Genomic DNA, 13,603 nt, shown 5'->3' with positions numbered 1-13,603 from the left:
CAGATTGCTAACCGCCTTTTGGGGCCCAATGGCTCAAAGTCACACATGTCGAGCACCTGGTGCGTTTTCAGGCGAAATCAGAGGTCAACGGTTTCTGCTCGCGGCCTCATAAGCGCAAGGACCCAGCGGTCCGGTCAAGTCGGCCAGTGAACCACGATGGCCCCTATGCGCTGCCGAACCGCACCGAAGAGAGTCACTGGGCGTTGGGGCTTGCCGTTTGCGAGCACCGTGATCTGCAAAGTCACCAAACCAGCCTCGATCGACTATGGGATTCAAATTCCGCCCGAGGTCCCACACGGGGCCGGCGTTCCGGTAATCCCACAGGGTTCCGTGGCCACCCAAGGCGATGTACCCGACAGGTCGAAAGCCTTTCGTGCCGTCGTCATTGCCAGCGCCGGCCTGTGGGTTGCCGGAGACGGTGGTTGCTTCGTCACACGGAGCCAGAGCCTGATCTCGTTCCCTGGGTCAGTCCGATTGATCGTCCCGGGATCCAGAAGACCCGCCAAGCTGGCAGTCGAGACCGCGATTGCTCCCGGGCACCTTCGCTCTGTGACTGCAGACGTGATTCCCACTGCGGTTCTGACCAGTCAGCTGCCGTTCCTGCTCGCCAAGTTGTTGAGCTAACGCACCGGCAGGATGCGACAGCGGCAGCGGCTGTGAAGCGGGCATGTTGACACGTCTTCGTAGTCGAGCTTGAGCTTGTATGGCGTCTTGCTCTCCCCGCGGTCGACGTTCAGCTGGTCGCCCTTGTCGACCGACTGCTGCGCCAGATCAGGCCGAACGGTGAAGTTGGCGTGGTAGGAACGCGGCATGGCGGAGCGGGCAATCACGGAGGACAACCTCGGCGCGTGGCTGATCAAGTGCGATCCCGAGACCAAGTTTGACCTGCCAGGCGCAATGGCCGATGGAATGGACGAGATCAATAGTTGGAGCGTCGTCCCTGGCTACCGCGCGGACATGATGGCGCCCAACGACAAGATCATTCTCTGGGTGTCCGGCAACGGCCGGCGGATGACCCGCGGCATCTGGGGCGTCGGACGGGTCACGGGGCAGGTCGAGCCCGAGGACGACGACGATTACTTCAGCGACATTGGTTACTGGCTGGACAAGCAAGCACGCGATGCCGTCGAACTGTTCGTGCCGGTCGACATCCCTCTGCTCAACGCTGCGGTCAGTGCTGACGAGATCGCGGCGTCTGGTGTCACCGACCTCGAGGTGCAACGCATGGCCATCGGATCTAATCCGTCCTGGGTGTCGAAAGAGCAGCTAAAGCTACTCGAACAAGTCCTGCCTGGCTGGACTGACGACGTTCCGGATCAAGAGACCATCACCATTACTGGCGGGGGCGCAGGTCACGGCTCCCCTGCCAAGAACGCCATCGTTGAAGCCATCGCGATGGCGGCAGTCATCGAGCACTACGGCGACGAGTGGACGTATGACGACGTCAGCTCCGACAAGGTCGGCTGGGACATCACCTTCAAACACACGAGGTCGGGTGAGATAGTTCGCGCCGAGGTGAAGGGCCTCAGCGGCACGAAGCCAATCGTGTTTCTGACAGCGAACGAGATCAGGGCGGCAGAGAATCAGGTTGGTTGGCGCCTGGCCGTCGTCACGTCGGCCCTCAACTCCCCGAAGGTCTGGCACTACACCGCCGACCAGGCATTGGATGTGGCCAAGCCTTACGTCTACAAGGCTGCCCTGCCGTCGAAGTGAGCCGCCAAACTTACTCGTGAGTTAGCAGACGTAATCGCGGATGTAGTCGTTCCACTTAGAGGCTGCGCTCGGCGGCGCCCCGCTCGCGATGGCTTCGCGCTCCTCCGCTTCCCAGCTAGTGGCCCCGCTTGCCACACGCTCGCAAACTGTGACGGCGAGGAGCGCCGAGTCGCGTGGCGCGATGCCCTGGAACGAATACCCAGTCTGCAGCGCGATGTTGTGGACGGCTGACACCTCTGTCGGTGACAAACCTCCTGGCCCCTGGGGCGCAGGCTTCGGCGTGGGAGTGGGTGTAGGCGATGGTTTCGCTGCGGCCTTCTCCCGTCCAGCATTCTGCTTACGTGGGCTCGACTGCGGCTCATCGTTCGGCGAAGCCTCGCTACTTGGATTCGAGTACGACGACGATGACGAGTCACTCGGCAAGTCAGCGCACCCTGCGACGACGACACCGAGCGTGCAGGTCAGTGCAACTAGTCCGAGACGCATGCCGCGAAGGCTAAGGGCCACCGAAGTTCGCCTGCGCCAGATTGGCAGTTCTTACGAAAGGAACCCGGCGGGCAGCATCAGGACTGGACGTGTTGTCCGGTGCCTGCAGCTTCCTGAGACCGTCGGCTACAGCCCGCCTGGCGTCGCGGTTGTAGCCGTACGCAGCTGCGGTTGGAGGCCTGATCGGGCGAAGAACGTAGGTGTTGTCGAACTCATCGAGACGAGCTGTCACGCGCAGAAGCGACGAGTCCATCGCATCGCCCTACTCTGTGTTCCGTCAGCACCATGACTGACTTGCGCGACGTTCTAGTGAAGCAACGAACGGGCCCGGCACATGATGTGCTGGGCACGTTCGTCGTGCAGGTGTCAGTTCGATGCTTCGTATGCCTCAACGACTGCCACGGGAACGCGTCCGCGATCCGGAACCTCATACCCGTTCTCCCGGCCCCATGCCCGGATCTCGGCTGCGTTGGACTTGCCCGTCGTGGCCTTCTTCGTGCGACGCGCACCGCGTGGAGTCGTTCATCGACATGGTGGAGAGCGCCAGGAAAGATGCCTGACGCCTAGCACCAAGCCGAGAGGATGCCGCCGAGAACGGCACCGATCGGCGAGACTCACTGCTCTAGTGACACTGTCAGGCACGCACCAGGCGCTGCAGCATTTCGTTGGTCTCGTGATCAGTCGAGAACACCGACGTGCCGCGCATCGACCTGGTCAGGAGCACCTTGTAGGTGTTGAGTATTGCTCGCTCCAGCCCGGTCGGATTGCCGCGCTTCAACTGGGTGTCCTGGTTGTACTCGGGCCGTACGACCCACTCGTCGGTGCGCCACACCAGATCCGGTCCGATGATTACGCCGCCGTAGTCGTACTCGAAACCCTGAGCCGTGTAGACGCAACCAACCTGGTTGAAACCGGCTGGGTCGGTGGCCCAGTACGGCGTCCCGGGTGCTCCGGCGAACGACGTGTCCCGCTTGTTGTTCCATGGCTTGCTCCAGTCGCCGATGACGACGTCCTCCGGCAAGGAGTCGGATCCTTTTTCTGGGTCGCGCCACTTCCAGCAGTAGCCAGCGGCCATTCGAGCGGAGTAGCCCTCGTCCAGCAACTTCGCCAACTTGAGCTCCATGGTCGACGGAGTCAGAGCGGCTGAGAGCTCGAACCCGTCATCGCCTTCCCACCTGATGGGGCCGCCCGGCTCGAGGCCAAGGAGTCGCAGCACCCACATCTCGTAGACGCGGGAACCGCCACACCGGAACTGCCCGTCCAGATCGATGTGCGTCACCTTGCACTCCATGCGCAGGGCGGCGCCCTCGATCTCCGCAACTGTTCCGCGCTCGGACGGGCGAACGACCTGGTGCTCATCGAGCAAGAAGACCGGCACACGTGCGGCGTCGATCAGTTCCTCGACCTGTGGACGGCCGGTCCGCAACGATGCGCGCGTATACCGGTTCGTCGAGGTCTCCTTGATGCGGTGGGCCTCGTCGAGAATCAGGACGTCGAGGCCGTTCTTCTCGGCATCGATGAACTGGTTGTAGTACTTGAACATCTGTTGGACTCGAGGGGCCCGGCTGCCCGCGATGCGGCGAAGCGACTGGGTGAAGGCCGAGGACCCGGTGGCGTGGAGAACAGGGCGACCTCGTCGGGAGAGCTCGCCGAGCAGGCTCAAGGCAATAACGCTCTTTCCAGACCCTGGGCCCCCGGTGACCACGATGACTTCCTTGGTGTTGCCGCGACGCGACGCCTCAACCGCACGCAGCACCTCGGAGTAGGCGACCTGCTGCTCGTCGAGGAGGTTGAACATCTCGCGCTGCTGCACTTCTTCAGCCGCTAGCGCCATCAGCTGCTTGCTCGGCCGGACAGCCGCGTTCAAGAGCTCATCCGCGGCGGCCGCTCCGCTCTCCGGGGCGAGCTTGGTCCTGAGGAAGTCCACAAACGTGCCGCGACCCTGTCCCGTGAACACCCTGCTCTGCTCGGTCGCCGGCAGTTGGAACAATCCGTCGACACCAAGATCGGTTGCGTTGTGGAGGTAAGCGGCCCCAGTCACGCGGTGTGGCTCGTCCGCCAAGCTGGCAACGAAATCAGTGAGATGCACGCAGTACCGACGGACCTGTTCGCCGGGGTGGAGGTGGTCACCGTAGCCCCCGATAGAGACGACATCATCGGTGCCGTCTTTCAGCATTGCTTCGGTCCACTGCTTGAGCTCGAGCACGACGTACGACGAGTTGCCGGTCCGCGGATGGGTCCCGCAGAGCACCACATCGGCGCGCTTGCTCGTGAGCGGGAGCTGGTACTCGAGCAGCATTTCGACGTCGTCGAGCCCGGCGTCACGGAGGTCGTTGACCACGACGCCGATGCTGCGATCCCAGGATCGGACCTCGCCTGGCGACGGGGAGTGGCCTCGACGGAATCGGAACTGTTCGGTCAACGAATCGACCAACCGGCCGCTCTCGATGAGCGTCCGAACGCCCGATGCGGACGCGCGAAGCAGGGGCACGACGACTCCAGGAAGGCACGCATGTCTTCCCGCACGGGTTGGAGGCTTGTCGTCGTGACGCGCACTGTCGGGCCGAAGCGGATTACGCCGCGACCCTAACCTGCCGAGTCGTTCGTTCCGTACCGTTCGCGCATGGCTGAGTCACCCAGCAAGTTCCTACGGCAGTTTCACGAGTACGTCGGTGCTTCTATCCGCTCCACCCCGACGGTTGACGTCGACGGAGCCATGCTCCGGTGCGACTTCATCGACGAGGAAGCCGCAGAGTTGCGGCTCGCCGTCGAGGGCGGCGACGTGACGGGAGTCGCTGACGCCCTCGGGGACTTGGCCTACGTGGTCTACGGCGCAGCCCTGCACTACGGCATTGACCTCGACGCGGTGGTTGCTGAGGTTCACCGGTCCAACATGACGAAGACCCCGGCGGGGAACGGGAAAGCCGTCAAGGGACTGGAGTACCGCCCACCGGACCTTCAAGAAGCCCTGGCCCCTCGACGTGCCGGAACCGAGCACTCACCTCGCTTGTAGCCCCGCCCCTGACGACGGATGACGAGTCCCGCTTTCAGTCACCGCCCAACGCCACAACCGCCTCTAAATCGAGCGGCACGCATGCTACGAAGGTCCGTAGATCGGTCCGCCCCTCGGGGCGGGCCGAACGTCGTTTCAAGGCTAGGTGACGACGGCTGACGGGCGGTGACGAGGCGTGCACGGTGGGGTCAAGTTCTACCGCGGCTCCCCTTCTGCGGCGCGCTCCTACGTGGAAGCCGACCGCTCCCGGGTCGACGACTACTACCTCGCTGAGGGCACGGGGGTCGCGACCAGGTACGTCGCCACCGCTCCCCCGGCGGTGGGGGGACGCAGCATCGCCGCAGTTCAGGACGGGGGGACGCTGGACGGGGACGCCTACGAGCGGTGGGTCGCCGGCTACGACATCGCGACCGGTGCGGCGAAGGGCCGGCTCCGCACAGACGAGCGGGGGTTGCGGTTCGTCGAGGTCGTGGTGAACGGTCCGAAGACCTGGTCGCTGGCGGCAACGCTGCACCCGAAGATCGCTGCCGCCTACGACGCAGCCCAAGACCGTGCTGCGACCGAGATCATCGCTTGGCTCGCTGAGCACGCCACCACGCGCGTCGGGCCACGGGGCCGTCAGGTGCAGGTGCCGGTCGAGCAACTCGAGGCCGCCGTGGTGCGGCACTACACCTCCCGTGCCGGAGACCCGCACCGCCACCTGCACCTGCAGATGAACGCGCGCGTCTTCGCTGCAGGCCGGTGGCGGGGGCTGCACTCGGTGGGCGTGGTGGACAGCATCGAGGCGATCAACGGGATCGGGCATGCCGCCGTCGCGTGCGACCCCCAGTTCCGCGAGACCCTCGCCGCCCACGGCTACACCGTGGACCCCGACTCCGGTGAGATCGCCCAGCTCGCGCCGTACACCGGCGCCTTCAGCGCCCGCGCCGCGCAGATCACGCGCAACATCGACCGCTACGAGGCCGCCTGGCGCAGGCAACACCCCGCCGAAGAACCCGGCCCACGCTTACGCCGCGCATGGGACCGCCGCGCCTGGGCAACTGCGCGACCCGACAAGGTCGTCCCCAACGACGGCACCCAGCTGGCCGAGCGGTGGCGCGACGAGCTCCGGGGCCTCGGGTTCACCCCGCCCCACTCCCCTGTTCAGGAAGGCGACCGGCCGTGGACCGCGATCGGTCGGATCAACCGCGACGCAGTCACCGACCTCGTCCTGACGAGGCTCGGTGCCCGGCGGTCGGCCTGGAACGCCGCCGACATCCGTGGCGAGGTCGAACGAATCATCGCCGCCGCCGGCGTCGTCACCCCGGCGCCGGTACGCCGCGAACTGGTCGAGGACCTGACCAGCCGCACCGTCGACCGCTGCGAGCTTCTGCTGACTCGAGACGACGTACCCGAGCACATCCGCACCCTCACCTCCCGCGACGTACTTAACGTCGAGACAGACCTGGTCACCCGCCTCGCTGCACGCGCCGAGCAACCCGCGACCCCCTCCTGGATCGGCCTCCTGGCCTTCGGAGGCGAACTGGACCCCGCACAACGGCGGGTGGTGGCCGCGTTGACCGGCACGGGTCCTCTCCTGGTGATCGAAGGCGCCGCCGGAGCGGGTAAGACCAGCACGCTTGACGTGGCTCGACGACTCGTCGAGATCCGGTCGCACCGGCTCGTGGTGGTCACCCCGACGCTGAAAGCCGCCCGGGCAGCCGAGGCACAGCTCGGTACCGACGCGTTCTCCGCAGCCTGGCTGGTCCACCAGCACGGGTACCGCTGGGACACCGACAGCCACTGGACCCGCCGCCACGCGGAGCCCAGCGCGCGGGCGCGGCTGCTGCCAGGTGATCTTCTGCTCGTCGACGAGGCCGGCATGCTCGACCAGGACACCGCACGCGCCTTGCTCACCATCGCGGACCAGGCCCACGCTCGCGTCGCGTTCGTTGGCGACCGCCACCAGCTCCCCGCGGTCGGCCGCGGCGGCGTACTCGACCACGCCGCCCGCTGGGCACGCCCCGAGGCATGTCTCGTCCTGGACACCGTGCACCGGTTCAGCGATCCCGAGTACGCCGCCCTCAGCCTCCTCATGCGGACCGGGAAGGACTCCGGCAAGGTCTTCGACGCGCTGCACCAACGCGGCCAGATCACTATCCATCGCAGTGAGGTCGAGCGCCTCGCCGCCGTCGCCGGAGCCGCACAAGACGGCGGCAGGATCATCGCCGACACCCGCGAACAGGTCACCACACTCAACGCCGCGATCCGCGACCAACGCCTGGCCACCGGCCAGACCGTCTCCACCGGAGCACTGATCACCTCAGCCGGTGAACCCATCGGCCTCGGCGACCACATCACCACCCGCCGCAACGACCGCAACCTGGGCGTGGCCAACCGCGATTGTTGGACGGTGGCCGGCATCGGCGACGACGGCGGTCTGCTCGTGCGTGGACGTCGCGGCGAACGGATCCTGCCCGCGCCCTATGTCCGCCAACATGTCGAGCTCGCGTACGCCACCACCGTCCACGGCGCCCAAGGCGAAACGGTCGACCACGCCCATTTGCTCGTCGGTGAGGCCACCGGCGCCGCTGCGGCGTACGTCGGCATGACCCGCGGCCGTCGAACCAACACCGCCCACCTCGTCGCGGAGAACAGCGAGGACGCCCGCGACCAATGGACAGCTGTGTTCGCGCGCGACCGCGCCGACCTCGGACCCACTGACGCCCGTGAACGCGCCCTTGAGAACATCGATCGCTACGGCCCTCACGCATCCCCCCGCCGACAGCTGCGCAAGGAGCAACGGATCGACGAGCATCACGAGGAGCGTCTCCGGCCGCATTCAGCGCCACCCGGATTCAGAATCTGACAGGAGCCGCACTCACGTCGCCCTCCCGGCAGTGCCTCGCGCCGCAACGTCCTGGCATCCCTTCCGAAGGCGCGCACATGACCTGCGCCCGCACGAAGCTCCCCCACCCCGCCACCAGGCAGAGGCGCGCGGCCCGGAGGATCACCCCGCCAGTTCTCGACTCCTCATGTACCTCAGGGACACCGTCATTCCACCGCTGACCACGATCGACGGGCCGCCGTCGATCCCACCGGCACCCGTACGGACATCAGTGGGTACAGCCATAACTAAGGAGACGCCCGTGCAGCCAATCCAGATCCCCGCCGAGTGGAACGACAACGGCCTGCTCACCTTTGAGGACTTCTGCACCCTCATTCGCACGCCCCAACGCACCGTCCGCGACTGGCGACGGCGCAGCGTCGGACCTCGCTGGGCGCGCCTTGACGGCTGCGGCCGCCTCTACATCACCGTCGCCGAAGCACGCCGCTTCCTCAACTCGGCAACACCCGGCCACTCGGACCCCACGATGCGCAAGGCGGATGCATCATGAGCAGGAAGGCCGAGCTCCCTGTTTATGTCAGCCTCGAGGAAGCCGCCGAGATCATGTCGCTCTCCACCAGGACAATTAGGCGCCGCATCAGCGACGGTACGATCCCCGCCTACCAGTGCGGCCGACGCCCCATCCGCATCCGTCTCGACGAACTCGAGGCCGCGCTACGGCCAATCCCCTCGGCACGGCGCTGACAAACCTCGGGTGATGCGCTTCGCCCGGACTGACGTGCACTGGGCACAGTGCTCCGGAAAGCCGCTTGAGGCTGTTCAACTCTCGGCGCCGACTGGCATGCTGAGGCAGTGATTGACTCTGAGAGCGTCCCGGCGTGCGCCGGCAGCGTTCGCTCAAAATGGAGTGTGTGATGAAGGTCGGGACGGAGCAAGACTGTGAGTGTGCCCCGTCGAGGGCGGGTGCTTGATTGATGGCTCTGACCAAGCAACAGGTAATGCAGGTAGTCAGCCGCTATATCGGGGTAGAGAGTGGCTATCTAGGTGACTTCTCCTATCGCACCCACACCGAATTCTACCCAGAATACTGCGACATCGACGACATCTTTCCCGACGAACTTGCTGGGACTACGCGTGAGCGTTTCATCGAGATTCTGTCGTCGCAGACCGCCGCACGGCAGTCTCGGATTCTGAGAGGTGTACTCGAACGGTTCCCGGTTGACGGGCGCCCGGAGGCAAGAGCCAGGTTCAAACCCGAAATTCTGAGATGGATTGCGGAACTCGATGGCGAGCCCGTGGTCGCGGGCCCGAAGCTACAGGCGGCTAGCACCAGCGAAGTCGTTCGCAGGGCGCTATCCGATGCAGAGAGTCTGCTGCGAAGTGGCGGGCCAGTAAGCGCCGTCGATCGCGTCCATACGGCGCTCCACGGGCACATGAAGGCGCTCTGCGCAGCGGAAGGAATTCAGCTCCCTGAGGCCGCGACATTGCAGAAGGCGATGAAAGAACTCCGTACGCATCATCCAAGACTCAGGCCGGCAGGAGCGCGGGCGGGCGACGTTAGTCAGGTCCTATACTCGATGGCCGCGACGCTCGATGCGCTGAACACCATCCGCAACAACGCGAGCGCTGCGCACCCCAATCGGAGACTGTTGGGCGATCCCGAGGCTCTTCTCGCGATCAATGCAGGACGCACTATCTTCACTTACGTTGCGCAAAAGACGAGCGAGCTCGGGCCTGAGCCTCTAGCCCCTGAACCGTCCGCCAACACGCGGGACAAGCCGCCTTTCTGATCGCGATCGCCCCTGCGAGTGTCCCTTAACTGCACGCGCGAGGCTCGTTCGGTTCGACTCCTGCGCCGTGGCCCCGTTGAGGGCGGCTACGCGCGAAAGGCGGTCCCTCAAATGCGTTTAGTGCTCAAAAAAACGCGATCATCGGAATCCTCGTAGATAATGACGCATAGTTTCTTCTCTAGTTCCGTTCGAACTTCGCTTGGGCGCTCGAACCCGGCAACCCTCAGGAACAAGTCCTTGACCGACTGCTGCGTCAGTCCGATCTCTTTCCGACGATAGATGATTACCTCGGCATTGCCACTGCTTACGGCCTGGGCGATGTTGCGCCACCACCATCCGTCGCTCTCACCGAGCGAGCACCCGAAGACGATGAAGAGTTCGGTCTGAGCGAAGTGGCTTCGGAAAAGCACGTTGCTCTGCGCCCAGTAGGGCTTTTTTAGCTGGTTGTACGGGTTCTGGCCCTTGTCGTAGTCGTCTTCCGCATCTATGCCCAAGAGCAGCGAGCGGGGGGTGCTCAGAACACCGTGAGGATGTACTACATCGGTGAGGACGTAGCCAGACTGCCCGGCATCGGTGGCGTTGCTCGGGTGAAGGTGCCCACCCGGGTCGTTCTTGAACGAGAAGTTGGTGTCGACTGTCGACCACTTTCGTGGAGTGAACTGCAGTTGATCAAGGAAGACATAATTGTCGAGCAACGTTGTGTAGTTGAAGTTCACGAAGAGGAAGTTGAACAGACCATAGTGGGTTCCGGCGTTGACCGGGAATTGCATGGAATTGAACGTTTGTGCGTCTCTGATGTCGTGCAGGAATTCGGCGAGGCTCCTCATGCTCCATCCGTTCGCGACAGCGTCCGCCCCTAGGTCACCCAGCAGTCGGTTCGGAACCACTCCCTGCAGGAACTCCGCGAATTGCGCCTGCATAGCTCGGAGGTCTGCGAAAATCTCTCCCGCCCGATGCCGACCTGTCTCCACTGCGGCCGTGACTGCAGCTTCGATGTCACCCCAGTTCTCGCAACCATCCGCTAGCGCCTCCTCCATATGGACTAGCAGGCGGTTCGCCGAGTCGAAGTCACGCATCTTAAGGTGGTAATAAAAGGACGAGTAACGAGAATCGACCGGTTGTCTGTAGTCTTTCAGAACTTGGATGTCGAATCCGTTCCCGACGAGCACCATAATGTTGTGTTGCTTGTCCAATTTCTTGAACATGTTCTGCGAGTAATCCACGTAGCCTGGTCCGCGACCGTCTGTAGACATTCGATTCCTCTTCCGTCAACTTGTTCGACGTCAACCTACCCATGGCTGGGGCGCCGTGGCGTCAACCGTGTTGCGCTGCACTCGTCGGTGTCCGCCGAGTTTTGCCCGTTCCGCCGCTAGCTCCCGATAGGTTTGGCGTACCCCGACTTTTGGAGGACCTTGCCGTGCCAATCTGGCGTTCAGCCGCACTCGAAGCCGTGCTCGAGACTTCGCTCGACGAGAGCGGGTTGACGGAAGCCGTTATCAAGCGCCTGGTCGAGGTTGGTGCGCGCGAAACCGACCAACTGGACTTCAAGTTGAGGCCGCACCTCAGCGAGTCTGGAACCGTTGCAACTCAGGCGGATAGAAGCTGGGGCGCTGAGCAGGAGTTCGCGAAGGACGTTTGCGCCTTCGCCAACCACCTCGGCGGCCTCATCCTGGTCGGTATTCGTGATGAGAACGACATCGCGACAAGGGCCGAGCCCACTGTTGCCGACCCCGGCGCAGTCACCCAGCGCCTGCGTCAGGCGCTTCTCAACTACTCCAGCCCATCGCCACAGTTCTATTCCATCGCCATCGAGTCCGCTGACGGCGGATACTACCTAGCACTGATTGTCCCGCCGAGCCCAGCTGCGCCGCATGCGGTCCAAGGCGCAACAGGCAACACTCGGCGACCGCTGCAGTACCCAGTTCGAGACGGCACCGACACGCGCTGGCTCCTCGAGCACGAAGTGGCGGAGCGTTACCGAGCCCGCTTTGCCGGACGCTCAGCGCGCCAGGCGCTCCGGGTAGAGACACTCGAGGCAGGGCTTGGTGCCCTCCAGCGGGCTGAGGACGAGATCTGGCTATACCTGGCGATCGTCCCCGAGTCACCGGCACCTCAACGTCTGGACCAGCACGCAGTCGAAACCATTACGAACTGGTGGCGCGAGTACGGATTTGCTTCGCCACTGAGCCGAATTTTCAACCTTCATGGAACGCCTACAGCTGCTCCGGAGCGTGTCACGATCTCAGGCTCGGCAGCTCGCGTGGGCGGCGAAGACACCGACCCGCGAGATGCGTATCTAGAGTTGTATGTGGACGGAAGGGTGTTTGCGGCAACGCCGATCACTACCAGATCCAGTCGCGAGGACCGAGCGTGCATCGGCGAACTCACGCTCGCGGACGACACGATCTTGCTTGCAGACATCGCCGTTTCCTGGGCTAATTATCAAGCAGGATCCTGGGGATCGGCTGAGGTGGTGATTGGGCTTGCGAAGCAGGGCCTGGTCACCGAACCATTCGATACTCCATTAACAATTCAGTCCGCATCGAATGAGGGCTTGCATCGGATTCGGGGTACCCGCGCGATCCCCCGCCCGATTCAGGCCCGGAGCGCTGTCGACCTTGATCAAGGCCAAGACCAGGTCGGTAGACTACGCGCAGCGCGCAACGCTCATACGGTGCTCCTTCACCATTTCGGGTTGTCCGAATCGGGCCAACTCGATGCCGATGGCGCAATCATCGCTTGGGGATGGGGCAGGCAGGCTCAGGACGTAGAGCGGTGGGCCACAGATCGTGGATTGCCTCTTCGTCCGCGGTATTCTCAGTCCTTATGAGGGACCCTTCGCGCATACTGTCCCTCGTTGCTACACCTGTGCTGCCTGTCACAGCATTGCGGGGCGCACTCCACGGTGCACGACCTGTTCAATAGCAGAGGTCTTCCAAACCACCCCGAGATCACTCTCGGCGTTGACACGTCCGGAATAGCACCCGAATAGTTCTACGACTTCACCATTCGCAACGCCGATAGTCCCGTCGCGCAGCATCAGGCTGCCACCTGGACTGTAATAGATCACTGGCGAACCGGACTGTCCAGGGCGAGTTCTAGCGTCGATCAGGAACCGCGGTAGGTCACTGTGATCGAGGGTCCATTCAGACGCGATCGTGCCTCGAGTCCAAAGTGCGACTCCATGTGCTGCCGAATCCCCGAGCGAGCCTTGACCGAAGGGGTAGCCCACCACGTACAAGTCCAGGGTGATGTGGCGCGGGAGTTGAATCGCAAGCTCATCGAAGGCGTAGGGGAACGTACTCACTCCTGCAAGTTGCGTAAGTGGAAGGGCAACGACGTCCACCAGACCACCATGAACTGGATGTTCTAGCCAGAGGGGCCGACCATCTTGATCGAGCAGGGGCTCCTTGACGACTACCCAGTGGCCGGGGCCCGAGTCAGAATTGTGAAGGACTGTGACTGAGTCAGGGGTCGCTGCAGTCTTGCTGAGCACCTCGTCAGTGTCTGAGCGTCGACCGGAGAGGTTGTGGCGGTTCGTAACGAGAAACGTGGTTCCGCCCTCCTCGATCAGGAACGCCGTACCCGACGACAGAACCTGATCTCGCACCGTCATGAAGACGCGCAAAGACTGGACCGAAGGCAAGGAGACTTGGAGCACGAGTTGAGCCTGCCAGATTCCAGAAGGATTCGGCGCAGTCAGCGCTCGCCCTCAAGCGCTGAGTTGAGCTCGCAGATCCTCCTAGTTAGCCACTTAAGGTCAACAGCTCCTCA

General features: G+C 63.6%; 11 protein-coding genes and 1 pseudogene. 7 read left to right on the top strand and 5 right to left on the bottom strand.

All coding sequences use genetic code 11. The features are described 5' to 3' along the window. Window positions 1-620 precede the first annotated feature (620 nt). Window positions 621-830, bottom strand: coding sequence for a hypothetical protein (locus tag GV155_RS09145; RefSeq protein WP_160007299.1), 210 nt, complete (start codon window positions 828-830; stop codon window positions 621-623). Here GV155_RS09145 and GV155_RS09140 point away from each other — a divergent pair. Continuing rightward, window positions 811-1,713 carry a DUF3883 domain-containing protein gene (locus GV155_RS09140; protein WP_160007297.1) on the top strand — a complete coding sequence of 301 codons (903 nt, stop codon included), beginning with the start codon at window positions 811-813 and terminating at the stop codon, window positions 1,711-1,713. The genes GV155_RS09145 and GV155_RS09140 overlap by 20 nt on opposite strands. Window positions 1,714-2,565: 852 nt before the next feature. On the opposite strand, the pseudogene GV155_RS09135 reads toward GV155_RS09140, so the two are convergent. After that, window positions 2,566-2,667: pseudogene (locus tag GV155_RS09135) on the bottom strand (Lsr2 family DNA-binding protein); the annotation flags it as partial. Window positions 2,668-2,833: 166 nt separating this feature from the next. Then, window positions 2,834-4,540, bottom strand: a complete 1,707-nt coding sequence (locus GV155_RS09130) for a DUF2075 domain-containing protein (protein WP_201300119.1) — start codon at window positions 4,538-4,540, stop codon at window positions 2,834-2,836. A 282-nt stretch (window positions 4,541-4,822) separates the two neighbouring features. On the opposite strand from GV155_RS09130, the gene GV155_RS09125 reads away from it, so the two are divergent. The 5 genes from GV155_RS09125 (at window position 4,823) to GV155_RS09105 (ending at window position 9,829) form a co-directional block, all read left to right on the top strand. Beyond that, the gene (locus GV155_RS09125; protein WP_160007293.1) at window positions 4,823-5,212 is read left to right on the top strand and encodes a hypothetical protein; all 390 of its coding nucleotides are present in this window, start codon (window positions 4,823-4,825) and stop codon (window positions 5,210-5,212) included. Between the two features lie 175 nt (window positions 5,213-5,387). Next, a complete protein-coding gene (mobF, locus tag GV155_RS09120) occupies window positions 5,388-8,060 on the top strand; it encodes a MobF family relaxase (RefSeq protein ID WP_160007291.1) in 2,673 nt (890 codons plus the stop codon). Window positions 8,061-8,340: 280 nt separating this feature from the next. Continuing rightward, window positions 8,341-8,589: a hypothetical protein gene (locus tag GV155_RS09115; RefSeq protein ID WP_160007289.1), complete on the top strand. Its 249-nt coding sequence runs from the start codon at window positions 8,341-8,343 to the stop codon at window positions 8,587-8,589. Further along, window positions 8,586-8,783 (top strand): helix-turn-helix domain-containing protein, encoded by a 198-nt coding sequence (locus tag GV155_RS09110; protein WP_160007287.1) that lies wholly within the window; start codon window positions 8,586-8,588, stop codon window positions 8,781-8,783. Before GV155_RS09115 ends, GV155_RS09110 begins: the two co-directional genes overlap by 4 nt. Before the next feature lie 230 nt (window positions 8,784-9,013). Next, on the top strand, window positions 9,014-9,829 hold the full coding sequence (locus tag GV155_RS09105; RefSeq protein WP_160007285.1) for an abortive infection family protein: 816 nt from the start codon (window positions 9,014-9,016) through the stop codon (window positions 9,827-9,829). 107 nt (window positions 9,830-9,936) lie between these two features. On the opposite strand, the gene GV155_RS09100 is transcribed toward GV155_RS09105, so the two are convergent. After that, window positions 9,937-11,052, bottom strand: a complete 1,116-nt coding sequence (locus GV155_RS09100; RefSeq protein ID WP_160007283.1) for an AbiH family protein — start codon at window positions 11,050-11,052, stop codon at window positions 9,937-9,939. Between the two features lie 194 nt (window positions 11,053-11,246). On the opposite strand from GV155_RS09100, the gene GV155_RS09095 reads away from it, so the two are divergent. Next, a complete protein-coding gene (locus GV155_RS09095) occupies window positions 11,247-12,659 on the top strand; it encodes an AlbA family DNA-binding domain-containing protein (RefSeq protein WP_160007281.1) in 1,413 nt (470 codons plus the stop codon). 48 nt (window positions 12,660-12,707) lie between these two features. On the opposite strand, the gene GV155_RS09090 is transcribed toward GV155_RS09095, so the two are convergent. After that, window positions 12,708-13,490: a trypsin-like peptidase domain-containing protein gene (locus GV155_RS09090; protein WP_160007279.1), complete on the bottom strand. Its 783-nt coding sequence runs from the start codon at window positions 13,488-13,490 to the stop codon at window positions 12,708-12,710. Between the last annotated feature and the right edge of the window lie 113 nt (window positions 13,491-13,603).

Origin of the sequence: Nocardioides sp. AX2bis (assembly GCF_902506435.1) — a bacterium.
Lineage (GTDB): Bacteria > Actinomycetota > Actinomycetes > Propionibacteriales > Nocardioidaceae > Nocardioides.
This window is presented reverse-complemented; position numbering and strand designations above follow the sequence as displayed.